At 61.0% G+C, this 23,679-nt stretch carries 31 protein-coding genes; 5 read left to right on the forward strand and 26 right to left on the reverse strand.

Annotation, left to right across the window (positions count from 1 at the left end; translation table 11 throughout):
* Nucleotides 1-8: 8 nt before the first annotated feature.
* From RIdsm_RS28340 to cueR, 17 genes are all read right to left on the reverse strand, one after another.
* Complete coding sequence (locus RIdsm_RS28340; protein WP_057821709.1) at nucleotides 9-743, reverse strand: cytochrome c biogenesis CcdA family protein; 735 nt, start codon at nucleotides 741-743, stop codon at nucleotides 9-11.
* Nucleotides 737-1,237 (reverse strand): hypothetical protein, encoded by a 501-nt coding sequence (locus RIdsm_RS28345; RefSeq protein WP_057821707.1) that lies wholly within the window; start codon nucleotides 1,235-1,237, stop codon nucleotides 737-739. The genes RIdsm_RS28340 and RIdsm_RS28345 overlap by 7 nt, the downstream gene beginning before the upstream one ends.
* Before the next feature lie 20 nt (nucleotides 1,238-1,257).
* Nucleotides 1,258-1,818, reverse strand: coding sequence for a hypothetical protein (locus RIdsm_RS28350; RefSeq protein WP_057821704.1), 561 nt, complete (start codon nucleotides 1,816-1,818; stop codon nucleotides 1,258-1,260).
* Nucleotides 1,815-2,258 (reverse strand): copper chaperone PCu(A)C, encoded by a 444-nt coding sequence (locus tag RIdsm_RS28355; protein WP_057821702.1) that lies wholly within the window; start codon nucleotides 2,256-2,258, stop codon nucleotides 1,815-1,817. Before RIdsm_RS28355 ends, RIdsm_RS28350 begins: the two co-directional genes overlap by 4 nt.
* 17 nt (nucleotides 2,259-2,275) lie before the next feature.
* A complete protein-coding gene (locus RIdsm_RS28360; RefSeq protein ID WP_057821739.1) occupies nucleotides 2,276-2,917 on the reverse strand; it encodes an SCO family protein in 642 nt (213 codons plus the stop codon).
* Nucleotides 2,907-3,662, reverse strand: coding sequence for a DsbA family protein (locus tag RIdsm_RS28365; protein WP_057821700.1), 756 nt, complete (start codon nucleotides 3,660-3,662; stop codon nucleotides 2,907-2,909). The genes RIdsm_RS28360 and RIdsm_RS28365 overlap by 11 nt, the downstream gene beginning before the upstream one ends.
* 51 nt (nucleotides 3,663-3,713) lie before the next feature.
* Nucleotides 3,714-3,995, reverse strand: a complete 282-nt coding sequence (locus tag RIdsm_RS28370; protein WP_057821698.1) for a hypothetical protein — start codon at nucleotides 3,993-3,995, stop codon at nucleotides 3,714-3,716.
* Between the two features lie 35 nt (nucleotides 3,996-4,030).
* The gene (locus RIdsm_RS28375; RefSeq protein WP_057821696.1) at nucleotides 4,031-4,303 is read right to left on the reverse strand and encodes a hypothetical protein; all 273 of its coding nucleotides are present in this window, start codon (nucleotides 4,301-4,303) and stop codon (nucleotides 4,031-4,033) included.
* A gap of 3 nt (nucleotides 4,304-4,306) precedes the next feature.
* Complete coding sequence (locus tag RIdsm_RS28380; protein ID WP_057821695.1) at nucleotides 4,307-4,831, reverse strand: TlpA family protein disulfide reductase; 525 nt, start codon at nucleotides 4,829-4,831, stop codon at nucleotides 4,307-4,309.
* Nucleotides 4,828-5,400: a DsbE family thiol:disulfide interchange protein gene (locus tag RIdsm_RS28385; RefSeq protein WP_057821693.1), complete on the reverse strand. Its 573-nt coding sequence runs from the start codon at nucleotides 5,398-5,400 to the stop codon at nucleotides 4,828-4,830. The genes RIdsm_RS28380 and RIdsm_RS28385 overlap by 4 nt, the downstream gene beginning before the upstream one ends.
* Nucleotides 5,397-5,882 carry a c-type cytochrome gene (locus RIdsm_RS28390; RefSeq protein ID WP_057821691.1) on the reverse strand — a complete coding sequence of 162 codons (486 nt, stop codon included), beginning with the start codon at nucleotides 5,880-5,882 and terminating at the stop codon, nucleotides 5,397-5,399. The genes RIdsm_RS28385 and RIdsm_RS28390 overlap by 4 nt, the downstream gene beginning before the upstream one ends.
* The gene (locus RIdsm_RS30830) at nucleotides 5,879-6,007 is read right to left on the reverse strand and encodes a hypothetical protein (RefSeq protein WP_268874619.1); all 129 of its coding nucleotides are present in this window, start codon (nucleotides 6,005-6,007) and stop codon (nucleotides 5,879-5,881) included. The genes RIdsm_RS28390 and RIdsm_RS30830 overlap by 4 nt, the downstream gene beginning before the upstream one ends.
* Before the next feature lie 4 nt (nucleotides 6,008-6,011).
* A complete protein-coding gene (locus RIdsm_RS28395) occupies nucleotides 6,012-6,509 on the reverse strand; it encodes a DUF411 domain-containing protein (protein WP_143100548.1) in 498 nt (165 codons plus the stop codon).
* An 11-nt stretch (nucleotides 6,510-6,520) separates the two neighbouring features.
* Nucleotides 6,521-7,453, reverse strand: a complete 933-nt coding sequence (locus RIdsm_RS28400; RefSeq protein ID WP_236553415.1) for a beta propeller repeat protein — start codon at nucleotides 7,451-7,453, stop codon at nucleotides 6,521-6,523.
* 20 nt (nucleotides 7,454-7,473) lie between these two features.
* Nucleotides 7,474-8,925, reverse strand: a complete 1,452-nt coding sequence (locus RIdsm_RS28405) for a multicopper oxidase family protein (protein ID WP_057821687.1) — start codon at nucleotides 8,923-8,925, stop codon at nucleotides 7,474-7,476.
* A gap of 140 nt (nucleotides 8,926-9,065) precedes the next feature.
* Nucleotides 9,066-9,404: a hypothetical protein gene (locus RIdsm_RS28410; protein ID WP_074940682.1), complete on the reverse strand. Its 339-nt coding sequence runs from the start codon at nucleotides 9,402-9,404 to the stop codon at nucleotides 9,066-9,068.
* Nucleotides 9,405-9,423: 19 nt separating this feature from the next.
* Nucleotides 9,424-9,852 carry a Cu(I)-responsive transcriptional regulator gene (gene cueR / locus RIdsm_RS28415; RefSeq protein WP_057821735.1) on the reverse strand — a complete coding sequence of 143 codons (429 nt, stop codon included), beginning with the start codon at nucleotides 9,850-9,852 and terminating at the stop codon, nucleotides 9,424-9,426.
* A 562-nt stretch (nucleotides 9,853-10,414) separates the two neighbouring features.
* Here cueR and RIdsm_RS28420 point away from each other — a divergent pair.
* Nucleotides 10,415-12,730 (forward strand): heavy metal translocating P-type ATPase, encoded by a 2,316-nt coding sequence (locus RIdsm_RS28420; protein ID WP_074940679.1) that lies wholly within the window; start codon nucleotides 10,415-10,417, stop codon nucleotides 12,728-12,730.
* A gap of 132 nt (nucleotides 12,731-12,862) precedes the next feature.
* Here RIdsm_RS28420 and RIdsm_RS28425 read toward each other — a convergent pair whose 3' ends face one another.
* The 7 genes from RIdsm_RS28425 to RIdsm_RS28455 all read right to left on the reverse strand — a co-directional run bounded on the left by RIdsm_RS28425 (nucleotide 12,863) and on the right by RIdsm_RS28455 (nucleotide 17,522).
* Complete coding sequence (locus tag RIdsm_RS28425; RefSeq protein ID WP_057821685.1) at nucleotides 12,863-13,222, reverse strand: hypothetical protein; 360 nt, start codon at nucleotides 13,220-13,222, stop codon at nucleotides 12,863-12,865.
* 4 nt (nucleotides 13,223-13,226) lie between these two features.
* Complete coding sequence (gene merA / locus RIdsm_RS28430; protein ID WP_057821683.1) at nucleotides 13,227-14,678, reverse strand: mercury(II) reductase; 1,452 nt, start codon at nucleotides 14,676-14,678, stop codon at nucleotides 13,227-13,229.
* Nucleotides 14,679-14,736: 58 nt separating this feature from the next.
* Entirely contained in the window at nucleotides 14,737-16,086 is a 1,350-nt protein-coding gene (locus RIdsm_RS28435; protein WP_057821681.1) for a dihydrolipoyl dehydrogenase family protein, read from the reverse strand.
* A gap of 63 nt (nucleotides 16,087-16,149) precedes the next feature.
* Nucleotides 16,150-16,380: a mercury resistance system transport protein MerF gene (gene merF, locus RIdsm_RS28440; protein ID WP_057821731.1), complete on the reverse strand. Its 231-nt coding sequence runs from the start codon at nucleotides 16,378-16,380 to the stop codon at nucleotides 16,150-16,152.
* Between the two features lie 97 nt (nucleotides 16,381-16,477).
* On the reverse strand, nucleotides 16,478-16,774 hold the full coding sequence (locus RIdsm_RS28445; RefSeq protein ID WP_057821679.1) for a hypothetical protein: 297 nt from the start codon (nucleotides 16,772-16,774) through the stop codon (nucleotides 16,478-16,480).
* Between the two features lie 22 nt (nucleotides 16,775-16,796).
* A complete protein-coding gene (locus RIdsm_RS28450) occupies nucleotides 16,797-17,102 on the reverse strand; it encodes a heavy-metal-associated domain-containing protein (RefSeq protein ID WP_057821678.1) in 306 nt (101 codons plus the stop codon).
* Nucleotides 17,103-17,114: 12 nt separating this feature from the next.
* Nucleotides 17,115-17,522, reverse strand: a complete 408-nt coding sequence (locus RIdsm_RS28455) for a mercuric transporter MerT family protein (RefSeq protein ID WP_177228456.1) — start codon at nucleotides 17,520-17,522, stop codon at nucleotides 17,115-17,117.
* A 96-nt stretch (nucleotides 17,523-17,618) separates the two neighbouring features.
* On the opposite strand from RIdsm_RS28455, the gene RIdsm_RS28460 reads away from it, so the two are divergent.
* Nucleotides 17,619-18,020 carry a MerR family transcriptional regulator gene (locus tag RIdsm_RS28460; RefSeq protein ID WP_057821674.1) on the forward strand — a complete coding sequence of 134 codons (402 nt, stop codon included), beginning with the start codon at nucleotides 17,619-17,621 and terminating at the stop codon, nucleotides 18,018-18,020.
* A 328-nt stretch (nucleotides 18,021-18,348) separates the two neighbouring features.
* On the opposite strand, the gene RIdsm_RS28465 is transcribed toward RIdsm_RS28460, so the two are convergent.
* Complete coding sequence (locus RIdsm_RS28465) at nucleotides 18,349-19,347, reverse strand: hypothetical protein (protein ID WP_074940676.1); 999 nt, start codon at nucleotides 19,345-19,347, stop codon at nucleotides 18,349-18,351.
* A 148-nt stretch (nucleotides 19,348-19,495) separates the two neighbouring features.
* On the opposite strand from RIdsm_RS28465, the gene RIdsm_RS28470 reads away from it, so the two are divergent.
* From RIdsm_RS28470 to RIdsm_RS28480, 3 genes are all read left to right on the forward strand, one after another.
* Entirely contained in the window at nucleotides 19,496-21,130 is a 1,635-nt protein-coding gene (locus RIdsm_RS28470; protein WP_057822062.1) for a Mu transposase C-terminal domain-containing protein, read from the forward strand.
* Between the two features lie 16 nt (nucleotides 21,131-21,146).
* Nucleotides 21,147-22,013: a TniB family NTP-binding protein gene (locus RIdsm_RS28475; RefSeq protein WP_051922089.1), complete on the forward strand. Its 867-nt coding sequence runs from the start codon at nucleotides 21,147-21,149 to the stop codon at nucleotides 22,011-22,013.
* An 80-nt stretch (nucleotides 22,014-22,093) separates the two neighbouring features.
* Complete coding sequence (locus RIdsm_RS28480; protein WP_074940673.1) at nucleotides 22,094-23,020, forward strand: TniQ family protein; 927 nt, start codon at nucleotides 22,094-22,096, stop codon at nucleotides 23,018-23,020.
* 16 nt (nucleotides 23,021-23,036) lie between these two features.
* On the opposite strand, the gene scpB is transcribed toward RIdsm_RS28480, so the two are convergent.
* A complete protein-coding gene (scpB, locus tag RIdsm_RS28485; protein ID WP_037240140.1) occupies nucleotides 23,037-23,648 on the reverse strand; it encodes an SMC-Scp complex subunit ScpB in 612 nt (203 codons plus the stop codon).
* Between the last annotated feature and the right edge of the window lie 31 nt (nucleotides 23,649-23,679).

The following is a 23,679-nucleotide window of genomic DNA, read 5'->3' on the forward strand; positions in this document are numbered from 1 at the left end:
ACTATCCGTCATCCGATCCGCCCTAGCAAGGGAAATGCATCGAGCATCCAGTATGACAGCGCGCTCAACTGTCCTGTCATCATTGCCAGTCCCATCAGTATCATCACAACCCCGGCCGCCTGGTGAAGGCGGCGCCCGACCCGGCCGATGGCCCGCAACCGTCCCGCAATCTGGTCGGTGAATCCGGCCACGATCAGAAACGGTATTCCAAGGCCCGCGGAATAGACGGCAAGCAGCATGATACCTTCGCCCATCGTGGCACTCGCCGCACTGGCTGTCAGGATCGCGCCGAGGATCGGGCCGATACAAGGCGTCCATCCGAAACCGAAGGCAAGTCCGAGAACGTAGGACGCGGCGGGTTGGCCCCCGGGAATGTTCACATTGAAACGGAAATCACGCTCCATGACTGAGAGCCGCGCGGCTCCGATCATGAAAAGCCCGAAGACAATGATGATGCCGCCTCCAACGAGGTTGAGTTCGTACCGCCACCGTAGAAGGGCCTGACCCAATGCTGTCGCGGATGCGCCAAGCCCCATGAAGATGGTGGAGAAACCGAGAACGAAGCAGAGGCTCAGCCAAACCGCGCGCGACGGCGAAGCTGCAGCCGCCCCGCCTTCAGCAGCTGTGCGCCCGGCCACGTAGGAGACATAACCTGGCACAAGAGGCAGCACGCAGGGTGACAGAAACGATATTGTACCGGCCAGAAGGGCGGCGGTGAGGCCCAGAAGCGAGATATCTACCATGAATCACCTTCACCCCTGAAAAGCTTGCGCAGGGGAATTTTGGCAGCGGCCCAGTACGCCAGAGTCGGGACGATGATCCATTGCAGCAGGGGCGTGAGACCGGCGTCGATGACGGGCACCACCGGCATGATGTCGCGATATGCCCAGGCCCCCCGGATCACGATGTTCAGCCACTCGCTGAAGATCGTGTAGGAGACGCCCATGGCCACCGCCAGAACCAGGACGCGCCCTGCGCGTTCCGACGGCCATGCGTGCCCCCCAACAAGAAACAGGGCGAGCAAGAGCGTGCTCATGGCGATCAACAGATCTCCGCCGGTGCAGTGCACGACCGCGAACACAATTTCGCTCCAGGTTCCTTCGACCCAGATTGTGTAGAGCGGGATATGCGCCATTTCCCAGATCAGATGACCGACAGCGGTATAGACAATGTATCGGCGGATGACGGAGAGCCACCCGGTGTCGTTCATCTCGGTGGTTTCGGTATTCGCTGTCATGCCGGGGGTCCGTTCTTCGATTAATGCGCGTTTGTCAGGCCGTTGACGTACAGGATCATGTTGATGTGCCGGAAAGCGGAACCCGCAAAGACCCCGGCGTGGCGGTTGCCGCGCGCTATTACATGCACAAGCGGAGCCTCGGGATCGTCTGGCGCAACCGCGCGATACTGCTCGATCAGATCTTCGATCGGTTCTTGTGGTTGGGCGATGACCACGTTCTCGGCAATCGGTCCAGGAACTGGATCACCGATGTCGGTCACCACAAGGAAGGTCACCATGTCCAGCATGGGAGATGCATTCACTCCGCCCCTCACCTTTTCAAGAAGTGACTGCTGATCAGCACAAGGCAACCCGCAGTTGGAAGGTACAAAACTGAGAACGACGACCTGATCGGAGAGGCTTTCCAAGTCCAACGGTTCTCCGTCAGGGCCGAGCAGATCCAACGCAGGAAGTTCGTTGAGGTCAACGGGAGCGAAAGCAGGTTCTTTCTGTGCCATCACCTCGTCTAGACGGTCGCCAGGATGATCTGCGTAGGCCGGGTGGCCCGCGACGAGGGCTATCAGCAGGAGTATGTTTTTCATGGCTGTTCCTCCTGCGGCCCCATTGCGCCCGGCCCTAGAACCGGGAGGCTGACTTCCATTCGGGCACCCGATGCGAAAGTCATGGTCAACGGCAAATATGTGCCTTCTTCGAGTTTTTCCGACAGGCCCATCAGCATCAGATGCATGCTGCCGGGCGCGAGGGTTACTGGTTCTCCGGAGGGCAGGTCCAAGCCGTCGACCTCAACCATTCTGCTAACACCATCGTTGTCGGTCTCGACGGCGTGAATGGTGACGTTCCCAGCGATCGGCGTCGTGATTGCGACCAGTTGATCACTCTGATTGCTCGTGAGCGTGAGATAGGCCGCAGCCGGACGGGAGGCGAGGATGCTCGCGCGGGCCCAACCGTCCGATATCGTTACATCGGCCGATGCGAAGAACGGCCAGAGGGTTAGCGCGGTTGCGAGTATAGTGATCTTCATTTGGCAAGTTCCTTCACTCATAACTTTTTGCGGATTTCCAGCGCCAGCGCCTCGGGCGGTTGGCCGCCTTCCTGATAGACCGCCTCAAATTCGCCACTGGGCCGCATGAGGTATATGTGCCCGGCATGCGCCATGAAATAACCGTCCGGCGCGCTGTCATCCTCGGTCCGCTTGTACCATGCGCGGAAATTTCTGGTGGCCTCGGCAACCTGCGCTTCAGTTCCGGTCAAGCCAATCAGTCTTGGATGAAAGACTGATACATATTCGGCCATAACTGGCACGGTGTCTCGCGCAGGATCGACAGTGATAAAGATCGGCGCCACCTGATCCGCATCATCACCAAGCAAGTCCAGAACGCTCGACATGTAGGCGAGTGTGGTGGGGCAAATGTCGGGGCAGTTGGTGAAACCAAAAAAAACAAGTTGCCAGCGATCAGAATAATCAGCTTGGGTCACCTCCTGTCCGGTATGATCCGTGAGTGAAAATTCGGATCGAATATCCGCCTCGCCCGAATAGCGGACAGTCTTCGATCCATTGCCGAGATACATTTCCAAGGCAGAGAATATTGCGACCCCGGCAATGGCCACAAATACCGCGCCCCACAATATGGATCTCAGGAGCCGCGCTTCCGGAGGGGTTTCACCGGGTTCAATTGACATCTCCGGCCTCCGCAATCAAAGCCTGAAGATCGGCCTTTTCCAACAATCCGGGAACGAGCGTTTCCCCGATCAGAAACGTCGGCGTGCCGGATATTCCAAGCTGCCGCGCAAGATCGTGAGACGTTGCGATATGGGCATCGACTTCAGGCGCGCCCATGTCCGCCTGCAACTGGTCATAATCCAGCCCCGCCTGCTCAGCGGCCCGCCTGATCATGACGGCATTGGCCCGCGGCTGCGCCATCAGCGCCTCGTGGAAGGCCTCAAACTTGTCCTGTTGTGTCGCCGCCAGCGACGCTCGAGCCGCCAGCTCGGAGTCGGGTCCGATAATTGGCCACTCCCGCATGATGATGCGCAGGTCGGGATTCTCCTCGCTCAGTTCGAAAAGGACCGGGGCCGCGCGTCGACAGTAGGGGCAGTTGTAGTCGAAGAATTCGACGAGCACGATCTCGCCCTCAGGATTGCCCATCACACCGGTGTTCGGGTCCGCCCGCAGAAGGTCACCCACGCGCTGAGTCGCAGCCCGTTGTTCGGCCTGGGCTTGTGCCTGAGCCTCTTCCTGGAAGGCCAGGAGCGTATCCACCAGAACTTCCGGGTTCTCGCGGATGGTTTGCAGGATCAAGGCTTTGATGCCCTCTTGCCCGACCTGATCGAGCGGCGTCGATTGCTGCGCCAGCGAAGTCGTGGGCAAAGAAATTAGGGGCCAGAGAAAGACCGCAAGCATGCGAAGGGCAGTTTTGAGTATCATCTATTTTTCCCTGTCAAATCGCCGGGGGCCTTGGCCCCCGGCGATGATTGATCAGCCCTTGTCGGTCGAAGGAGTGGTTTCACCCTCGGAGTTGTTCATGGCCTCCATCATCTCGGTGCAGGCCTCCATCATCGGGCCCATTTTCTGCATCATCTTCATCATGGGCATCATGCCGTCCATGCCGGACATGTCGCCGTCCATCATATTGCCGGCCCTTCCGTTCTCACCGTCCATCATCTGGCCGGACGAACCGGTGTTGTCCTGGGCGAATACACCGGTGGCCAAAAGCGTGGATACGGCAGTCGCCATGCTCAGTTTCTTGAAAAGTGTCATCAGTTTCTCCTTAAGGTTTCTTGAGGTTTTCGGGTTCAGTCCCTCGGCAGGCTCGGCTCTGCGGCCGTGCTCTTGATGTCACATGATTTTGATTTGCACATCACGCAGACGCCAAGCCCGCACATCACGGCGCAGGGTGCCACGGCCAAGATCAGTGGGGCGGCCCCAATGGCCGTCACCCAGCCCCAGTTCAGGTAAAGCCCGGCACCGATGATCGCCATTGACGCAAGAATTAGGCCACGCTGTCCCAATTGCGGCCGCCACGGGCGTGCCTCCGGATTTTCACTGTGAGATGAAGTTTCAGACATTGGTTATTCACTCCTTTCGTTGATGATGGTCTGGATTTGGGCCATGACCTCGGGACTGTCCCATTCAGCCGGCCCGACAAGCCTGCCGCGCTCGAAACCGTCGCGGTCGATCAGGATCGTGGTGGGAAGGCCCAGAGCGCCGAAGGCCAGCATCGCCCGTGTGCTGTCGGCGAGGTACATTCCAAGATGGCGAATACCGATTTCCTCGTAGAAGCGGCGCACCACTTTCATTCCCGCGCGGTCGATGGACAGTGGCAGGACATGAAAATCGTCACCGCCCAGCTTTTCCTGCAAGCCGTCGAGCGTCGGCATCTCTTCGCGACAAGGGACGCACCAAGTCGCCCAGAGATTCAGCAGAACCACCCTGCCCCGGAAATCCGCCAGCGTCAGATCGCGGCCCTGTCCATCGACGAAAGGCGGCGACAGCATTTCTCGCGGCTTGTCGTGAAGCGGCATCAGGGGTCGTGCCTGAACCGATCCAGCGACGCCAAGCGCCGCCATGCCAGCCAACAATTCGCGTCGTTTCATGATCCGGCTCCTTCCTGAAGGCGCCGCACAACGGGAAGGATGTCTTCCTCCAGAGAACGGCGGTTGAACGGGCCGATATGCTTGTAGGCAATCCGCCCTTCGGCATCGATCACGAAGGTCTCCGGCAGGCCGTAGACGCCCCAATCGATGGACACGCGCCCGTTCCGGTCGGCGCCGATGCGAGTGTATGGGTCACCAAGTTCGGTGAGAAAGCCCAAGGCATCCTCGGGCCGATCCTTGTGGTTGATGGCGAAAATCGCGACTTCGTTCCGGGCGGCCAACTCATTCAGCAAGGGCATCTCGACCCGGCAAGGGACGCACCAGGACGCCCAGACGTTGACAATGGACACCTGCCCTTTCAGGTTGGCGGTCGACAGGCCGTCGGCGCGCCCCTCTATCGGCGGCAAGTCGAACTCAGGCACCGACTTGCCAATAAGCGGCGAGGGTAGAGTGTCGTCACCCTTGAACAGCCCCCAATAAAAACCCGCGCCGATGAGGGCGAAGATCGCAACTGGCAGCACGGTGACAAGCCGACTCGTCCGGCGGCGGGGTTCCTCGGCCACGCTCATAAATCACCCTTGTCGTTGGCAGATACTTCTGCCTGAAATTCGCGCTGTCGATCCGGCCAGGTGCTCTTGATGTAAGAGAGAACATCGGCAATCTCGTCGTCGGTCAGGATGCCTTCGTACGCCGGCATATCGCTTTCGTAGCCAGGCACGACGGCACCGACTCCACCTTTGGTCACGATGAAGAGATTTCGGTCCGAATGGTGCCAGGTATGGCCGGTTTCGTCATGTGGCGGCGCGGGCATGCGCCCATTGTCTAGACGCCGCCGCCAATCGGGCTGTCCCTCCAGTTCGGCACCGTGACAGGATGCGCAATTCTCCGCATAGAGAGTTTCGCCTGCTGCGATGTCCGCAGCGGTCACAGGGTCGCCGAGGAAGGACAGCCCGTCCACCAGATCCTCGTCACTTTCCGATTGCGCGAGGACGGCAAAGCCGATCGCGGTAAATGCGGCAACAGCGGCACCGATTGTTGCGGCCCGTCTCACGTCGAACTCCTGAGGTATTTCACGAGTGCGACGAGGCTGAGCACCAGAACCGCGGCGACGAGCAGGAGCAAAAGCCCTCCACCGAACATCATCACCCCCATCATCGGGCCGGTCATCATGTCCATGCAGTTACTCATCGGAATAAACGGTGATCCCGCCCTCGCCGAACGCATAGGTCTTGAGCGTACCGGTCTTTACTCGTGCCATGCCTGGCGCGTTCGAAGGCATGCCCGGCAATGTAATGCCGGTGATGTCGGGTTTCTCCGTGACCAGCCTTTCCAGGATCTCCGAGGGCACCAGTCCACTGACATAATAGCCTTCGATCTCGGCCAGATGACAGCCGAGCCCCTGCTCGGGAACGCCGACTTCGATCGAGCGCTTATCAAAATCCCGATCGTCGATGCGTGTCACCTGATAGCCGTTCTCTTCCAGATAATCGGCGTAGGTGTCGCAGCAACCACAGCCTGGATCGCGCCAGATTGTGATTTGCTTCGGCCCGCTTGCCGAACCAGAGGTTGTTGAACTGGTCACGTCTCCAGTGTTTTGCGCCGAGGTCAGCGTCGTGAATGCGAAGACGCCGCCGGTACCAAGTGCAGCGAGCGAAGCCAGGAAAATTCTTCTGTTCATGGGGTTCTCCATCATGCGACCGTGATCGCGGTCCAGGTTGCGCCGGCGTCGCGGCTAAGTTTCAGAGTGCCGTCTAGGAGGGCGGACACGTGATTTTCGTCCCGAGGGTGGACCGCGACGGCCCTCCCCTGCCCTTTTGCCTTGTGCGACCAGATCACGCCGCCGTCCTGCGACGCCCACACCCCCGACGGCAGTGCCGCGTAAAGTGTCGAAGGGGTCGTAAGGGCGCTGGCCAGCGACAGGACCGGCTCGTTCGCCGGCAGTGGTGCCTCGGCAGGCGGTGCATCACCCGTCACAAGAGCGTCCATCGCATTGCCCGGCTGAACGTCCTGCCAGCGGCAGAAACAGTCCGGCACGCGGGTCAGGCCTTTCTCGGTTCCGGCATAAATCCATATGCCGCCCATCCCGGTTTCGAGATCGACCGACGCCAGCGTCAGAGGGTCACGCTCGGCCTCGTCAAGCCAGGGCCGGTCCATCGCCAGGGCCCACGTTGCGCCTGCATCTTCGCTCTTCCAAAGGCCATCGCCGCGGATCGCGGCATAGAACATATCGGGATTTCCAGCGGCCACAGCCAGCGCGGTGACCTCGCCGGAGGCTAGCCCCTCGCTTCGGGCAGTCCATGTCGCTCCGCCATCGTTGGACACGGCCACCCCTCCATGCGCCAGTCCGGCAAGGAGACGTCCGGGACGCGCAGGATGCGTGGCGATCGAGGCGATCGGCGCGGGTGTTGGCCTCTCTTCCCAGCTGCCACCGTCATCGGGGCTCGCCCTCAGTGTTGCGCCTGCGATCAGCAGCGTGTCGCCGTCGAAGGCGAGCGTTCGAATATCGGCCGCCCGGTCGGCCGCGCGCACCGCGCCGGGCAATACGAGCACTGCGGCTGCACCCATACCCAGTGCCAGGAAGTGGCGTCTGTCCGGCTCAAAATTCAAGGTACTGTTTGTCATATCTTGTCCTCCTCCGGAGCTCATGCGACGCGGATCACGCCCATCATTCCCGCAGCTTGGTGTTCGAGAATGTGGCAGTGGAACATCCAGTCGCCGAGGTTGTCGGCGACGAAGGCGATCTCGACCCGTTCGCGGGGCGCCATGAGCACCGTGTCCTGCCATTCCCGATGCGGCGTCGGCGCACCGTTTCGGCTGATCACGCGGAATGAGTGGCCGTGCAGATGAATCGGGTGATCAAAAGCGGTCGCGTTGGTCATTTCCAGAATGTGACTTGCGTCGCGTTTAAGCGTCAGGAACGGGTCGAGCACATGCCCCTCGGCGCCTTTTCCGTTGACGAACCAGATGCCGCGCCCGTCATGCATCATGCCCATCATCCCGCCGCCCATCATGCCTCCACGCGGCTCCAGGCCCATCTCCCGCTCCACCATCATGCCCATCATCCCGCCGGTGAACGTCACCTCATGACGCTGCGCGGAACTCAGGTCTGGTTCGGGAATAGGGTTGACTGGCAGTGTGATCGGCCAGTCCGGTGTAGCCTCGCGCAGGGCGGTATCAGCGTAGGTGAAATCGAGGACTCGAAAATCGTTCCCGCGATAGGCACGGTCGACAAGCTGGGATTGCGCGCCGGGCTCACCGATGCAATCCAGGATTACGTCGGCGCGCATTGCGGGTCCAAGAACGACAAGACCGCCCGGCGGGTCATGTGGCGTGACGGGTTGGCCGTCGAGCGCGATGATGCGCGGTGTATGGTCCCCGAAATCGAGCGCGAAGATCCGGGCATTCGCGGCGTTGATCAGGCGGAGGCGGATCCGCTCCCCTGATGCCACGGCGAATGTCTCCGGCACAAGACCGTTGATCGTCACGGTGTTGCCGAGGCGGCCCGCGTGACTCACGTCATGGGCATTGCCGAAATCGTCAGAAATCGATGCGTCGTCGGTCAGTCGCCAGTCGTCCAGCACCCAGATAACTTCGCGGTCGACACGAGGGGGATTGGCCTCCTCGACGATAAGGGGACCGTAGAGACCGCGCCCGACTTGCTCGAAGCTGCGCTGATGTGGGTGATACCAGAAGGTGCCGGCATCGACTGCATCGAATTCATAGACGAACTTGTCGCCCGGGGCGATCGGCACCTGTGTAAGGTGCGGCACCCCGTCCATTGCGTTCGGAAGCCGGATACCATGCCAATGCACGGTGGTTTCCTCTGCAAGGTCGTTGGTAACCTCGACCTGCAGGCGTTCGCCTTGCCGGATGCGGATCTCCGGGCCCGGTACTTTGCCGTTGTAGCACCAGGCCGCGGTGTCGGAATGTGGCTCAGGAACAATCCTTGTTCTTCCCTGTGCGGCCCGGAGCGAGAATTTCTGGGTGGCGGCTTCCGCCGCCCCCGGAAAAGACAGAGTGGTGGAAATGACACCCGCGAGCGACGACGCGACAAAGGCGCGGCGCGTGACGGTAGGTTTGTATTTCAAAGACATCGGACTGGGGCTCTCTGATAATTCGGTTCTCCGCTGGAGCCAAAGCGGCAACTGCGGTTGGAAATACCCGCAACGCGGAGCGGCATTGCTCCGGCGTCACGGCATGACACTGCGGCCGCGAAACCGCGGCGCGTGTCAGATCAGAGAAGGAATCTTGGAGGCTGTTTGGCAGGGGGGCTGGTCAGACCGCGAAAATCACGCGCGATCGGCATTCCATGCGCGCTCGAAATTGCATGAAGACCAAATTCCGCCGACGTTTCCAACAGCGCGGCGGCGGTCGCCGAGTTGCATACGAAATCGCAAGCGATGCCTGAGGGTCCCGCCGAACCATCGCACGCCTCACAGTCAGCACCTGGCATTTCAGCTCCGGCTGTGATCATTTCCGATGCCATCTTGGCCGAACCGGCCGCATGCGCAACCGAACTTGCCGCGAAGGCGGCAAGGACGGCTATAATGATGAGGCGGGCGACGAAGTGCATATGACTAATTTACCAGTGTTCAGTAGGTTGTTCCAGCGGGATATTTTTGCGTCTCCGCGAGGTCGGAACCCGTCAGGTCATCCATTATCGGGCAGTCAGGACGATCATCGCCATGGCAGCGAACGACAAGATTGCGAAGCGTCGCGCTCAGCGCCTGCAACTCCTCGATTTTTTGGTCCACCCGCGCGAGGTGACTTTGGGCGATCGCCTTGACGTCGGCGCTGGACCGTTCGCGATCCTCGTATAATGACAACAGCGTGCGACATTCCTCGATGCTGAAACCCAACGACCGCGCCCGGCCAAGAAACGCCAGCTTGTGCAGATCCTGAACAGCGAAATCGCGGTACCCGTTTTCACGCCGCGACGGTTGCACGAGTCCGATATCCTCGTAATACCGGATTGTTTTTGCGGGCAAACCGCTCATCTCCGAGACATTTCCGATATTCATGGCTGACAATCCTCTTATCAGGACCAGATATAGGGCTTCCACTTACTGGAAGGTCAAGGGAGGTTGATCATTTTCCTTGGATCGTCGGCTCACGCATGTCTGGCGCGCAGAATACGTCGCTTCTACACCCTTTAATAACTGCGAGTCGGACGATGGCCTGTCCCAAAACCTTCAACGAGTGCAATGCTGCCGTTCTTGCCTGACAGATTGAAGGTGGTGAGAGCGAACCTGACAATGCTACCGACGACATTATGTGCGCAGGTATTTCACCAACGCCACGATCGCGAGAATCAGCACCACAACGACAAGAAGCCACACGACCCCCATTCCAAGCATCATTCCGCCACCCATCATTCCACCATCCATCATGACTCAATTCCTTCCATTTGGTTCTGTTAAGATTTTAGCTAAAGCATTGTCATCGAAATTCAATTTCCAGCGCTGGAAGGTTGGAAGTTTCCGTCGGCAGTAGATCTGTTTGGAAATTTGCGGGTCATCTATTGACCTTCCAGTCACTAGAAGCATTACGTGGAATGTCGGCAACCTTGCGAAGGGACCTGACATGGACACTGCAAATACAGAGACGCGCGAAGAGATAGATCCCTTCTGCGGGATGAAGGTCGATCACGCGACGGCCAAACACCGATCAACTCACGCGGGCGAAGAGTTTCTGTTCTGCTCGTCACGATGCAAGGGCAAGTTCGACGCCGAGCCAGAGACATATCTGGGCGCAGGGAAGGCCCCGGAGCCGATGCCTGAGGGCACGATTTTCACCTGCCCGATGCATCCCGAGATCGAGCAGGTCGGACCGGGTGATTGCCCGATCTGCGGGATGGCTTTGGAACCCAAGGGCGTGCCCACAGGTGACGAAGGCCCAAATCCTGAACTCGTCGATTTCACCCGCAGATTCTGGATCGGTGCAGTCTTGACGGCTCCGGTTCTTATCCTGGCCATGGGAGGCTTTGTCGGCCTGCCAGTACGGTCCTGGATTGGCGAAGGCGTGGCGCATTGGCTTGAACTGGTCCTGGCGACCCCGGTCATCCTCTGGTCCGGTTGGCCGTTTCTGGTGCGAGGTTGGAAGAGCTTCCGCACCATGAACCTCAACATGTTCAGCCTGATCGCGATGGGCGTCTTCGCGGCCTGGACCTTCAGCACCGTCGCGGTGATCGCACCAGGCCTTTTCCCCGCAGGCTTCCGCGACGACCAGGGCAACGTTGGCATCTATTTCGAGGCAGGGGCAGTGATTGTCGTGCTGGTTCTGCTCGGTCAGATACTAGAGCTGCGCGCACGTGAGCGAACCGGCTCCGCCATCCGGGCTCTGCTCGACCTTGCCGCCAAGAGCGCCCGCATTATCCGTGCCGATGGAAGTGAGGAGGAAGTGGCGCTTGAGGATGTACAGATCGGCGAACACATCCGGGTACGACCGGGCGAGAAAGTGCCGGTGGATGGCGAGGTGATCGACGGGCGGTCCTCTGTCGACGAGTCGATGCTCACCGGCGAACCCGTGCCGGTCGAAAAGGTGACAGGTGATGCCGTTACCGGTGCCACGATCAACGGCACTGGCAGTATTATCATCGAAGCGAAACGCGTCGGCGAGGACACGATGCTTGCGCAGATCGTCGAGATGGTGGCAGCCGCACAAAGATCGCGTGCGCCGATCCAGAAGCTCGCCGACGCGGTGGCCGGGTATTTTGTCCCGGCCGTGATCGCCGTGGCCATCGTGTCGTTCATTGCCTGGTCGATCTGGGGGCCCACCCCTGCCCTCGCCTATGGTCTCGTCTCCGCGATTGCGGTGCTCATCATCGCCTGTCCCTGTGCGCTGGGGCTCGCGACACCGATGTCGATCATGACGGCAACCGGACGTGGGGCCCAGGCGGGCGTTCTCATCAAGAATGCCGAAGCCCTGGAAGCGTTCGAGAAGGTCGACACCCTGATCGTCGACAAGACCGGCACATTGACCATGGGCAAGCCGGAGCTTGCCGCCGTCCTTCCCGAGGACGGCCATGACGAGGAAGAGGTCCTGCGGCTGGCCGCCAGCCTTGAACGCGGGTCGGAGCACCCACTGGCCGAGGCCATTGTTCGCAGGGCCGAGGCGCGCGGGATAGACCTTGCCAGCGCGCAAGACTTCGAGGCGGTCACCGGCATGGGGGTCAAGGGAAGCGTGGACGGTAAGTCCGTCGCTCTCGGGAACGCGCGAATGCTTGGTGAGCTTGGAATCGACGCGCCTGCCGCGACCCAAGTTGCTAACGCACGTCGCGACGAAGGAGAAACGGTGATGTTCGTCATCATCGACGGCGCCGTGGCGGGCCTTGTCAGTGTCGCCGATCCGGTCAAGGAAACGACGCCCGCCGCATTGAAGGCGCTGCATGAACTGGGCTTCCGGATTGTCATGGCGACAGGTGACAACGAACGCACGGCGCGTGCCGTCGCGTCACGGCTTGGGATCGATGATGTCCGGGCCGATGTCTTGCCCGAAGACAAGGCGCGCATCATCCGCGAGCTTCAGGCCGAGGGTCGCAAGGTCGGGATGGCTGGCGACGGCGTGAATGACGCGCCTGCCCTGGCACAGGCGGACGTCGGGATCGCAATGGGAACCGGTGCAGATGTGGCCATTGAGAGTGCCGGCTTCACGCTGTTGAAGGGCGATTTGAACGGACTTGTCCGCGCGCGGCGTCTTTCGCTGGCGACGATGCGGAACATCCGGCAGAACCTCTTCTTCGCGATGATCTACAACACGGCTGGCGTACCGATCGCAGCGGGGATCCTGTATCCATTCTTCGGGCTGTTGATCTCTCCAATGTTTGCAGCCACTGCGATGAGTCTTTCTTCGGTTTCGGTAATCGGAAATGCCCTCAGGCTACGGACGGTCCGGTTATGACTTGCATCAAGCTCCGTGGTCCAATAATCCATCGCGCGGATACAGCACTCTCCTGTCGATTGACCAAGTGTTCTGCAAAATCGCAGGCGACGCCAACAGGGACGGTCAAAAGTCGTCGTTCCGCACGGCCCATCAACGATACCTGCCCTCGCGCTCCGTGATGGCCGCGATAGCCCACGCGCCAATCCCGATCAGCGCACCCAGCCACTTCCAGCCTTGGTCGCCAAGATCCACGAAGCCGAACCCGTATGCCAATACGGCCAGCGCCATCACCAGAAAAAACGGTCCGGTCCAGAAACAATGCCGCCGCTTGCACCGGCGCGCATTCCAAAGACAAGCTGCTCCCATCCAGATCAGCGCGCCGACCCAGACCCATGTCTTGACCGGATGCGGTACGCCGATCGCCAGGAGCATCGCGGCGATTGGCAAGCCCCAGCCGATCAGCACCCCGGGAAGGGTTGAGAGAAAGTCGGATTTCTCGGTCGGCCCCATGGTGTCACCCCGCGCAGCAACTGAGTTTGGCCACGTCCTTGTCAAAAGTCTGGGCCGCCAGTTTCAGTCCCTCTACCGTGGTCAGATATGGAAAGATGGTCTCGCCGAGGGCCTTGGAGGTCATGCCGAACTTGAGCGCCATGGCCAGTGTCTGAATCGTGTCCGATCCCTCCGGTGCCGCGATCTGGCCGCCCAGCAGACGGTCGGTCTTGACGTCGGCCACCAGCTTGATCACGCCGCGGGTATCGCGTGCAGCGGCGGCGCGCGGGACGTTGTCGAGCGTGATCACGCTGGTCTTGACGTCGTACCCCGCCGTCTTGGCCTCGGCCTCCGAAAGGCCGACGCCGGCCACTTGCGGGTCGGTAAACACGACCCACGGCATCGCCGCGTTGTCATAGCGCATCTGCTCCAATCCAAGGGCATTATTGATCGCCACCTTGGCACCATAGGCCGCCATGTAGACGAACTGGTCACGGTCACTGACATCGCCCGCGGCCCAGACGCCGGCACGCGTGGTCGCCATGTCGGGGCCGACCATGACCGAGCCGCGCGCATCGGTCTCGATGCCAAGCTCTTCCAATCCAAGGTTCTCGGAATTGGCGATCCGGCCGGTGGTCACAACCAGCCGTTCGGCGGTCAGATCCTCGGTCTTGCCACCCCGTTCGACAGTCAGACTGACGCCGCCCGCAGCTTTCGCGACCGAGACGTAAGCAAGACCGGTCTCGACCGTGATGCCCTCGACCTTCAGCGCCTCCGTCAGCGCCTCGGTCACCTCCGGCTCGGCGCCTGGCAGAAGGCGTGAGCGGGTCACTAGCGTGACCTTCACCCCCAGTCTCGAGGCCATTTGCGCCAGCTCGCAGCCGATATAGCCGCCGCCCAGAACGAGGATGCTTTCGGGCCGGTCGGGTAGAGTCAGCAGTCCCCAGGAATCCAACGCCTCTACGGCCTCGATCCCGTCAATTACAGGTATATGCGGGCGAGACCCGGTGGCAATCAGGACGCGCGACGCGGATATCACCCGGCCTCCGACAGCGACGCCACCCTCGACCAGTCGCGCCGGGCCTTCCTCGATATAGGTGACGTTCTCATAGGCGGGCAGCAGGTCGATGTATTTCTTCTGCCGCATCTCCTCGACCAGATCGGCGGTGCCTTTCACCACGCCACCCCAGTCCACGGCATGGGCACAAGGCGAGATGCCCGGAAACCGGGCAGCGGACGCGCCGCCATGGACCGCCTCGGCGGCGCGGATCATTGCCTTGGACGGCACACAGCCGACGTTCACGCAGGTGCCGCCGATCGTGCCATGCCCGACAAGTGCCACCCGTTTGCCAGCCTCGGCAGCGGTGATCGAAGCGGAGAATCCGGCCGAGCCGGCGCCAACCACGATCAGGTCATAGCTGCCGCTGTTGGTTCCGTTGGTCGAGCAGCAATCATGCGCCTTGACGGTCTGGTCCATGGTCATTTCCTTCTTTTTAGCAACCGGTGCCGTCGTCGTGGCTTGGTCAAAACTCGTTTCACACCATTGACCCGATGTCGGAGGCGTAGCTCGGATAGGCGAAAATCATCGCCTTGATCTGATTTGCGGTCTGCCCGGAACCCATGGCCATGGCGAAAAGATTGATCTGCTCCTCGGCTCCTGGCCCGATCAGGTGCGCGCCGAGAACTTGCCCGCTGCCCTGTTCGACAAGAACCTTGAATCCGGTGTGTTTCGCGCCGACGCGCATGGATGAATACCAGCCCTCGGTCTTCTCGAAATGCACATCGAATTTCAGCCCCTGCTCTCTGGCCGCCGCTTCCGACAAGCCTACCGTGGCCACCATCGGCAGGGTGAAGACCACTGACGGGATCGGCGGATACTTGATCTCCCGCGCGTCCTCTCCGGCCAGAAGGTTTTTACCAGCGACGCGTCCCTTTGCCGCCGAGACGGGGGTCAGGTTCAATCCGCTATCGGCGCAATCACCGGCAGCGAAGATGGCCGGGTTAGTGGTACGCATCGCGTTGCTCACCTTGATGCCGCGGCGCGCGTATTCGACGCCAGCGGCCTCGAGGTTCAGCCCGTCTATGTTTGGCACGCGGCCGGTGCCATGCACCACTAGGTCGCAAGTGATCGTTTCGGTGCCGTCGGGATGTTCCACGGTGACCACGAATTCGTCGCTCTGCTTTTCGATCATTGCCACCTTCGCCTTGGTGCGGAGATCGACGCCGAGCTCTTCGGTCGCCTCGATCAGCATCGCGACCAGATCGGGATCGAAGTTGCCCAATGGGCGGTCCATCATTTCCAGCACTGTCACCTCGCTGGCGCCTGCGCGCTTTGCCACATGGGAGAATTCCATCGCGATGAACCCGCCGCCGACAAAGGCGATGCGGTCGGGACGTTCGGGCAGTTCCAAGAAATCGGTACTGGTGGCGAGATACTCCTCGCCCGGGATGTTCAGCGTCATCGGCCGGGCATCAGTGGCGATGTGAAAATGCGTCGCCCTAAGGGTCTCGCCGTTCAACTCGATCGTATCGGGGCCGGTGAACCGCGCCTCTCCGTGCAAGACGTCGATCCCGGCCTTTTCCAGCCCGGCCTCGATGCGCGGTGGCATGTTGTCGGTGAAGCTGCGCTTGAAGGCGATCATGTCGGACCAGTTGACCGAAGGCTGCGCCTCCAGCCCCTTACCTTTCATGTTTTCCGCCCAATCGACGCCCTCGGTGACGGCGATCAGCATCTTCTTGGGATCACAACCGCGCAATGCGCAGGTGCCGCCATGGGGCTCGCTATCGATGCTGGCGACGCTCCAGCCGGCATTCGCCGCCATCCGGGCGACGCCATTGCCGCCGGTTCCGCCGCCGATCACGATAAGGTCGTAACTCTTCGTCATAAGGTTTTTCTCTTCAATGTTGCGTCTCAGGCGTCATTTTGATGGATGTCAGCCCAGTTTCCCTCAGGATGCCGAGCCGCGCGCGTTCTTGCGCCAGAGCGCGTAGATGGTCAGCAGGATAAAGACGCCCAGTGCCGGAAACAGCACGAGGTCCAGATATCCGACGACGGCGGCCAGGCCGACCGCGCCGAAAAGGATCACCAAAATGGGTGTAAAGCAGCAGAGCGCCACAATGATGGTGCCGATGATGCCCACTTTCAAAAGGCCGTTCGAAGATGTGTCGTCTGAAGGCATCATAATTTGTTTCCTTATGTCGGGTAGATGATTTGCGTGGTGCCACCGGAGCCGGGATTGTCCCGAACAGCCAAAAGACCTGTCTCGGTGCGTTGCTCTACTCGGCCGCGACATCGGCCGGGCGGTGGATATTCTGGGCGGTGGCCTTGGTTTTGGTACTGGTCTCGTCCGGCGCATCACCGACACCTGCTGATCCGCTGCGCCTGATCTCGCGAACAACCAGCGCCGCGCCGATTGCCGTGACGACCGCGGCAATTCCGCCGAGCCCCGTCAACCACCCGCCAATCCCGCCGAGAATGGCGGCAAGGATGAGGCCCCCGCCGCCACAGCAGATCACCATGATCGGCGCGGCAATGACGAAGGCCAGAAGCCCGCCCATGTGCTTGTCATCCATGGCCCTACCCGTCCTTCCCTGCTCAGGAGTCCCCTGCCTGGAGCACCTCGGCCGGATAGCCGTTGGCCAGAACCGCCTCGATGATCATGTCGGGGTTGGCTGCCTGATCGTCGAAGGCCACGACGTAAGTGCCCGTGCCAAACTCCTCGCCTTCCTGGAAGTCAATGATTTCGACCGTGGGCACGCCGCGCATGGCCGCCGCGACGGTGAACGAACAGGTTGGGCAGGTAAGTTCGCCGACACCGACATTGATGCGCTGTTCATCAGCACTGGCGGGCATTGCGGCCAGAATTCCCAGGGTCGCGAGTGCGAGATAGAGATTTTTCATAGGTCGAGCCTTTCAGTAGGACAGGATGTAGGGTGTCAGGTAAGGGAAGATCATCGCCACGGCGACGATCGCGGTGGCAACCCAGAGAATGGATCGCATGAGTGTTCGGTTCATCGGACGCGCACAGGTGCCGTCGGCGCAGGCCTCAGCCGGGATCGGGCGATACGCCATGTAAAAGCCATAGCCGATGAAGGCGGCACTCAGCGCAAAAGTGATCCACTTGTATTGATAGAACGCACCCAACTGGGCAATGAACACGCCGGTGACGCCGAAACTCACCAGCACCAGCGGCAGGATGCAGCACGACGTCATAGCCAGCGCGCCCAGCACGCCAAGCCCGGTTGTCGCCCATGCCCTTTTGTCGGCTGCCGGGGTTTCGTCCATTGCCGTCTGGCGGCCTACGGAGGTGGTTTCAGTCATGGTTCGAATCATCCTTGCCTCAGTGATGATCTCAATCTAGGGTCTGTAGCTGGTACAGGCTCAAGGGGGTTTGGTGTGAATAATCATCACAGATCGGTGAAGGTCCTAAGGCGCGGAGATCTGGCCAAACTGACCGGCTGCAACCTCGAGACCATTCGATACTACGAGAACATCGGCGTGATGCCCGAGCCGCCGCGCTCCAGCAAAAACTATCGTGTCTACGATGACAGGCATGTCGCGCGTCTGCGCTTCATCATGCGCGCGCGCGAGCTGGGGTTCACGCTCGACGAAGTTCGCGATCTGCTCGCATTGGTCGATGGCGGGGCCCAGACCTGCGGCGAAGTGCAGGTTCTTGCGAATGCGCATCTCGCCTCGGTCCGCGCCAAGATCGCCGATCTCAAGCGCATCGAACACGTCCTGTCGTCCACCGTGGCGCAATGCAGCGGAGACGATGTGCCCGAATGCCCCGTCATCGATGCGCTGACGGAGGTGGCCTAAAAGGTGTGCTTGAGGAAATCCGCGGCAATCAAACCGGACAGTCCTTGGCTTCCGCGCTAGGAACACCGTGACCAATATCGCGGGCAGCGAAGAAACCCCGCTCAAACCGGCAACTAGCCATTTGACACCACCTCCACGAATCAGGCTGTAGCTGGCCAAGCTGATCAACTCGGACAGGTGCAGGCAGAGAGATACCGCAAGATCCATCGCTCGATCCGGCGCCGCGGCTTCGAGGTGCTCACGCCTCTCCTGAAGGTCGCGTATTTTACTGGAAACTGAATGGCTGAAATCGCGCTTGGGCATGTTCCTCTTCGCATTTAGGCAAATTCTAATTTGCTGTCCGCCACATTCGAAACCTTCCCTGCCCTGTTACCTCACGGACCAATCCCCTTTCTTCCATCCAGGTCAGGTTCCGCTGGACCGCCGCACGGCTGGTGCCGGTCAGGGTCTCGGCCATCGGTGCGGAGAGGAGCGGCCATTCGGTCAGCACGGCGCGCAAAGCCGGTGGAGTTTTGCCTGAGAGCGAGATCATCTCTGCTTCTGTTCTCGCTGACCATGTCTCGATATCGTCTAAGTGCCGCATCGCGGTCAGGCAGGCAGTCTCCATCCCATCCAGCCAGCGAGCAAGACGCTCCGGTGGTAAGCCCGACGCGCGCAGCCCCCCTGCCCCACCCATAGCTAGTGGTGCAAAGTTCGCTCCCTTTCCGTCGCTGGCCGTGATCCTTGCCGCGGTAACGGCTGCTTCGATCTGGTCGCCTTGTTGCCCGAGACCCGCCAAGCCCCAGAGGTGAAACCCCATGCAAGCCCGCGTGATCGGGTGTAGATGAACAGCTGATTTCATCACCTCCAGCCATCCGCCCGCGCGCTCCTCTAGCCGCTCGGTGGCATCCTCGATGTTCTCGGGATCGCGGCGGTCCAGAAAGGCCGCCAGATCGACCATCGGACCCGGACCACCCATCAGGCGGCGAACAGCCCAGCCAACTCTTGCCAAGGCATTCGGGTCATCCTGTGCGCCAGACAATCGCATTGATATCCAAAGAGCGAGGCGGTCAGAACTCACCCGATCCCCCGCAAGCCAGCTGAGGTCTGCCGCCTCGATCAGTGCCAGTCTATGTCTCCAGCCATCCGGGCCACGCAGCAAGCGGTAATCCAGCGCACCCAGGCGTCCAGCCACCTTTGCCAGCCGCGCAGCCTGAGCCGCTTCCGCCTTTGCCCAGTCGTCGATGACAGCAATGTCGGACGGTTCCGCCCGTGGCCCGGGCGGCAAATCATCCGGTTCTTCTTCGAGCGGCCCCGGCAGGAACCAGTGTCGCATTTTCTTCACCATTTCAGCACATGATTATTACGTGATTTCTGGATGATACGGGGTAAGCACACATCATTTTTCAGCTTAAGGCTTCAATTTTGGCTACGTATTTCAGCAAGTGGCCGCCCTGTTGGCGCATGACCCAGCCGGTCTCGGAAGTTTCATATCGATGACGTCCGGCGAAGCGCATGCCTCGGATGAAGCGTGGGCCAAGGCGACGCGTACCGCGCGCGAGTTGGACCGGATTCTTGACGGAGCGGCGCCGGTGCGTGAGGCCGTGATGCGCGCGGCATCCGAGCTGCGGCTCTCGACACGCCAAGTCTACAACTATCTGGCGCGGTATCGGGAAGAGCGCAGGGTATCGTCCCTTCTGCCGCGAAGGAGTGGAACAAGACAACCAAGGATCAACCCCGCAGTCGAGAACATCATCGCGGTGACCCTGCGGGAGATGTGGTTGCGCCCGGAGCAGCCGGACCTTACACCGATCGTTGAAGAGATCCGCACCCGCTGCGCAGAGGAAGGGCACACTCCACCCGCCTATGTCACTGTCGCCCGGCGGATCCCCATTCTGTTCGCCCCGGAAGAAATTGCCCGCCGCCGCCTGTCGGATGGTAAACACCTGCACCGGCTGAAGCCGCGACCGGGCTACATCCGGGCTAACCACGCGCTCGACGTTGTCCAGATCGATCACACGCCGGCAGACATCCAATTTGTTGAGGTGATTGATGACCACGGTGTCTTCGTTGGTCGTCCCTATCTGACCATCGCTGCAGATGTGGCCACGAGCGCGATCATCGGCTTCTGCCTGACCCTCGAGCGGCCGTCACGACTGTCTGTCGCGCTTTGTCTGGCGCACGCGATGTGCTGCAAGATTGACTGGCTGGCAGAACGCGGTATCGATCATGCCTGGCCGATGCACGGTCGCCCGAAGCAAATCGTCGTCGATTCCGCCAAGGAGTTCCAGAGCAGCACCTTCAGCAGAGGATGCGCGGACTATGGCATCGCCATACGCATGCGGAACAAGGGCACCGTGCATCGGGGCGGAGTCGTGGAACGCCTGCTTGGGAAAGTGAACACCGCGCTACGCGCCTTGCCCGGCAAGACGGGGCGTTCCATCGCGGATCGGGGCGACTATGCCTCGGAAGCGCGGGCACGGCTCAGCTTCGCGGATCTTGAACGCTGCATCGCGCTCGCGATCATCGACCACAACCTGAGCCAGAATGCGCGCAGGCTGACCGTTCCGGCGAAAGAGTGGGAAGATCGGTTCCAGCCGAAGGACCGGCCTATCGATGCGCCTGTCGATGTGCTGCTGAATTTCCTGCCACGCAAGACGCGGAAAATTTCACCTCAGGGCATCAGTCTCTTCGCCATCGACTATTTCGAGCCCTGGCTTGGCCCGCTGGTTGCGCGTCGTGACCGGCTGGAGCCGCTCGATCTGTGCTATGATCCTCGCGACATCAGCCATGTCTACGTCAAGGATCCGGATACGCAGGCCTGGCGGCCGGTCAGGCGACGGGACGGACTGGCCGAGCCGATCACGCTTTGGCAGCACCAGGCGGATCGACAGCAGCGGCGTGAAATCCAGCGGCGCCCTGTGCAGGAGGCATCAGCCATCCGACGCGAAATCGCAGCCACTGCTGCCGCCGCCAAAACCCCCAAAAGCCGGTTGAAGGAGATGACCCGCGCCCGGCATGCCACCGAGGCAAAGAAGCCTTATGCCGACTTCGCCGCGCCTTCCGTCCCGACCCAAGAAAAGCTCGATCCGGATCGCCCTCGGCGGGTCTTCCCTGTCGAGGATTGGTAGGGTGCCGGATCACCTCATGCCCGCCATAATCCCGCTCTTGCAGGCCGATGACGCAGTGCGGATCGCCCATGTTCGCGCGCCGCGCTGGATCAGCCATCCGGCCGCCGGCGCGGCGCATGACGCGATGCGACTGCTGCTCGAGCGACCGCCATCGCTGCGCCCACGCGGTTTGCTGCTTGCCGGTCCCTACCACAACGGCAAGACCATGATCGCCGAACGCTTCGCCATCGAACATCTGCGTACCGCCGACCAGCAAAAGGTGTGGGTGATCCAGACCCGGGAAGGTGCAGGCCTGTCGCATTTCTATGCCAGCATCCTGTCCGGATTGCGCGCGCCACAAGCCGCGGGCTGGCGCAGCCTGTCCCGCGCCGGCGATCAGGTCGATCATCTTCTGGAGCGCCTGAAGCCGCGCCTTTTGATCTTCGACGAGTTCCACAGCGCATTGCGCGGGCGGCGCCAGGATGTGAAGGCCATCTTCTCGTTCTTGCGGCGGATCGCACGGGTGCATGACATCTCACCAGTCCTTGTCGGCGAAATCGCGATCTACGATGCGGTGCATGACACCGACGAAATGGGCTCACGTTTCGATACGATCCCCATTCCACGATGGCCGTATGACGAGGAATTCGCGACGCTTCTCGACAGCCTGGAAGCCAGTCTGCCGCTCGCCGACACCTCCGATCTGTCGCGCGAACCCTTGGCGAAGATCATCCATGATCTGTCAGAGGGGCTGATCGGCGAGGTTGTCGAGATCGTCACCCGTGCCGCAGTGGCGGCAATCTCGCGCGGTGAGGGCCGGATCACGGGCGCAACCCTGTGGGACCTCGGCTATGTGCCTCTCTCGAGGCGCCGTAATTCCGCTTTGCGTCACGATATGACATGAGGTTTGGGCCGACCGAGATATCCGTCACATCTGCAGAGCGGTATGAAAGTGTGGCGGGAAGCCGTTGGCCAGTGAGCATTATGCCCGCACCAGGTGAACTTCTGTCGAGTTGGCTGCACCGCCTCGCCTACGCGAACGGCATACCTCCGCACTATTTTGGCACGCTTCTCGGAGCGCCGGGTGAGAACTGGTCGGCGCGGCTTGATCGGGCGTTGCCCGATCGCATCCTGCAGTTTCTGCGAGAGCATACCGGCATACCCGTGGAAGACATCGCGGCTCTGACCATTGCCCCTGACCCTTTGGCTGTGCTGCGTTTGCCCCTGCGGGCATCGCCTCAGCAGAGTTGCGCACCCAGGAGGCAGGTTACCTGGCTGCAGTTCTGTCCCGCTTGTCTGACGGAAGACGAAACGCCCTATTTTCGCCGAGACTGGCGCCTCGCGACACGCGTTTCTTGCTTTCGCCACGGCTGCCGACTTCGGGACAGGTGCCCATCCTGCGGACAAGGATTGGCTCCGTTCAGCCAGAAGCGTCTTGTGCCGCATCAGATCTGCGCCTGGTGCGGCGCGGCCCTCTGCAAACGCATCCGTCCTGCCACCAATGGGGTTCGGCGTCTTGAGCGTCTGATCGACGATCTGCTTCGTCTGCAGGCATCAGGGCATCGAATGGCAGAGGGGCGATCACTCCCGGACCTTCTTGGATCAGCCTGCTTTCAATTTAGTCGACGGCCAATGTCCATCGCGCGCCTCTCTCATCGGGATCGCTATCAGCTGTTTCAGAAATTGGCGGAAGGGCGGTCGACGCCGTTCGAAAAGAGAAGAAGTTCCGCGATTATCTATTGGAAACGCGTCGTTCAGGCTGCGCCAGCTTGGAGCGGACTGGTCACATCTTTCAGCGATGCCGTCCTGCCTCGGCCCAAAGCTGGGCCTTGCTCTACCACCGCTGGCCCGCATTTGGCGGATCTCGTTCAGGCGGCCGCGCGGCTCGATCAGCAGCGGCAAGCGCTGTAAAAATTCCCGGTGAGTTTCAGGCGCGCGCGGCCAGCCCGGCATCATTCAGCTGTTCAGCATCTGGCAGGTCGCGCAAGCTCTCCAGCCCGAAAGCTGCGAGGAACGCGTCTGTGGTCACGAAGGTATAGGGGGCACCACGACGCGGCGCGCGCGGCCCAGTTCCAATCAGACCCTGCGCATGCAGCCTTCCGATCAGGTCCCGGCTGATCTCTTTGCCAAAGATGTCTTTGAGCCCATCGCGGGTGATCGGCTGGTGGTAGGCGATGGCCGCCAAAATCGCGACGTCGAACTCGTTCAGGTCCAGCAACTGGTCTCCGACATCCGCTGCGGCGCGGATCGCAGGCGCGTAAACAGGCCGCGTCCGGAACATCCACCCCCCTGCGACCATGGCAATCTCGAACGCCCGCCCTTCCAGATCAGCGGCAAGGTCTTCCAACAGCAGATCAACCGAAGTCCCCTGCCCCACTATGCGCGCCAGATCCTCGCGCGGTACAGGCGAGGCAGAGGCAAACAGCACCGCCTCGATCCGGCGCATCCATTCCCGCCAGCGCAACTCCGGTGGCAGGTCGAGCAACTCGCGATCAAGCTCAGCTTCTGGTCGATCCTTCGACTTCCTTTCCGGTCGCATGTCCGAACCGCGAAACCGGTTCCCACTTTCG

The organism is Roseovarius indicus (assembly GCF_008728195.1).
In the GTDB taxonomy this organism is placed as follows: Bacteria; Pseudomonadota; Alphaproteobacteria; order Rhodobacterales; family Rhodobacteraceae; genus Roseovarius; species Roseovarius indicus.

Bases quoted from the DNA above. Each gene is read 5' to 3' on its own strand.
- RIdsm_RS28385 (WP_057821693.1), bottom strand. From the start codon at position 5,400: ATGAGCGTGGCCGAGGAACCCCGCCGCCGGACGAGTCGGCTTGTCACC.
- RIdsm_RS28480 (WP_074940673.1), top strand. From the start codon at position 22,094: ATGCCCGCACCAGGTGAACTTCTGTCGAGTTGGCTGCACCGCCTCGCC.
- RIdsm_RS28455 (WP_177228456.1), bottom strand. From the start codon at position 17,522: ATGACTGAAACCACCTCCGTAGGCCGCCAGACGGCAATGGACGAAACC.
- RIdsm_RS28465 (WP_074940676.1), bottom strand. From the start codon at position 19,347: ATGGTGAAGAAAATGCGACACTGGTTCCTGCCGGGGCCGCTCGAAGAA.
- RIdsm_RS28360 (WP_057821739.1), bottom strand. From the start codon at position 2,917: ATGTCAATTGAACCCGGTGAAACCCCTCCGGAAGCGCGGCTCCTGAGA.
- RIdsm_RS28445 (WP_057821679.1), bottom strand. From the start codon at position 16,774: ATGGATGACAAGCACATGGGCGGGCTTCTGGCCTTCGTCATTGCCGCG.
- RIdsm_RS28435 (WP_057821681.1), bottom strand. From the start codon at position 16,086: ATGACGAAGAGTTACGACCTTATCGTGATCGGCGGCGGAACCGGCGGC.
- RIdsm_RS28410 (WP_074940682.1), bottom strand. From the start codon at position 9,404: ATGCACTTCGTCGCCCGCCTCATCATTATAGCCGTCCTTGCCGCCTTC.
- RIdsm_RS28420 (WP_074940679.1), top strand. From the start codon at position 10,415: ATGGACACTGCAAATACAGAGACGCGCGAAGAGATAGATCCCTTCTGC.
- RIdsm_RS28405 (WP_057821687.1), bottom strand. From the start codon at position 8,925: ATGTCTTTGAAATACAAACCTACCGTCACGCGCCGCGCCTTTGTCGCG.
- RIdsm_RS28365 (WP_057821700.1), bottom strand. From the start codon at position 3,662: ATGATACTCAAAACTGCCCTTCGCATGCTTGCGGTCTTTCTCTGGCCC.
- merA (WP_057821683.1), bottom strand. From the start codon at position 14,678: ATGGACCAGACCGTCAAGGCGCATGATTGCTGCTCGACCAACGGAACC.
- RIdsm_RS28370 (WP_057821698.1), bottom strand. From the start codon at position 3,995: ATGACACTTTTCAAGAAACTGAGCATGGCGACTGCCGTATCCACGCTT.
- RIdsm_RS30830 (WP_268874619.1), bottom strand. From the start codon at position 6,007: ATGGACATGATGACCGGCCCGATGATGGGGGTGATGATGTTCGGTGGA.
- RIdsm_RS28355 (WP_057821702.1), bottom strand. From the start codon at position 2,258: ATGAAGATCACTATACTCGCAACCGCGCTAACCCTCTGGCCGTTCTTC.
- RIdsm_RS28375 (WP_057821696.1), bottom strand. From the start codon at position 4,303: ATGTCTGAAACTTCATCTCACAGTGAAAATCCGGAGGCACGCCCGTGG.
- RIdsm_RS28470 (WP_057822062.1), top strand. From the start codon at position 19,496: ATGACGTCCGGCGAAGCGCATGCCTCGGATGAAGCGTGGGCCAAGGCG.
- merF (WP_057821731.1), bottom strand. From the start codon at position 16,380: ATGCCTTCAGACGACACATCTTCGAACGGCCTTTTGAAAGTGGGCATC.
- RIdsm_RS28345 (WP_057821707.1), bottom strand. From the start codon at position 1,237: ATGACAGCGAATACCGAAACCACCGAGATGAACGACACCGGGTGGCTC.
- RIdsm_RS28450 (WP_057821678.1), bottom strand. From the start codon at position 17,102: ATGAAAAATCTCTATCTCGCACTCGCGACCCTGGGAATTCTGGCCGCA.
- RIdsm_RS28395 (WP_143100548.1), bottom strand. From the start codon at position 6,509: ATGAACAGAAGAATTTTCCTGGCTTCGCTCGCTGCACTTGGTACCGGC.
- RIdsm_RS28380 (WP_057821695.1), bottom strand. From the start codon at position 4,831: ATGAAACGACGCGAATTGTTGGCTGGCATGGCGGCGCTTGGCGTCGCT.
- RIdsm_RS28350 (WP_057821704.1), bottom strand. From the start codon at position 1,818: ATGAAAAACATACTCCTGCTGATAGCCCTCGTCGCGGGCCACCCGGCC.
- RIdsm_RS28425 (WP_057821685.1), bottom strand. From the start codon at position 13,222: ATGGGGCCGACCGAGAAATCCGACTTTCTCTCAACCCTTCCCGGGGTG.
- scpB (WP_037240140.1), bottom strand. From the start codon at position 23,648: ATGCGACCGGAAAGGAAGTCGAAGGATCGACCAGAAGCTGAGCTTGAT.
- RIdsm_RS28475 (WP_051922089.1), top strand. From the start codon at position 21,147: ATGCCCGCCATAATCCCGCTCTTGCAGGCCGATGACGCAGTGCGGATC.
- RIdsm_RS28400 (WP_236553415.1), bottom strand. From the start codon at position 7,453: ATGACAAACAGTACCTTGAATTTTGAGCCGGACAGACGCCACTTCCTG.
- cueR (WP_057821735.1), bottom strand. From the start codon at position 9,852: ATGAATATCGGAAATGTCTCGGAGATGAGCGGTTTGCCCGCAAAAACA.
- RIdsm_RS28340 (WP_057821709.1), bottom strand. From the start codon at position 743: ATGGTAGATATCTCGCTTCTGGGCCTCACCGCCGCCCTTCTGGCCGGT.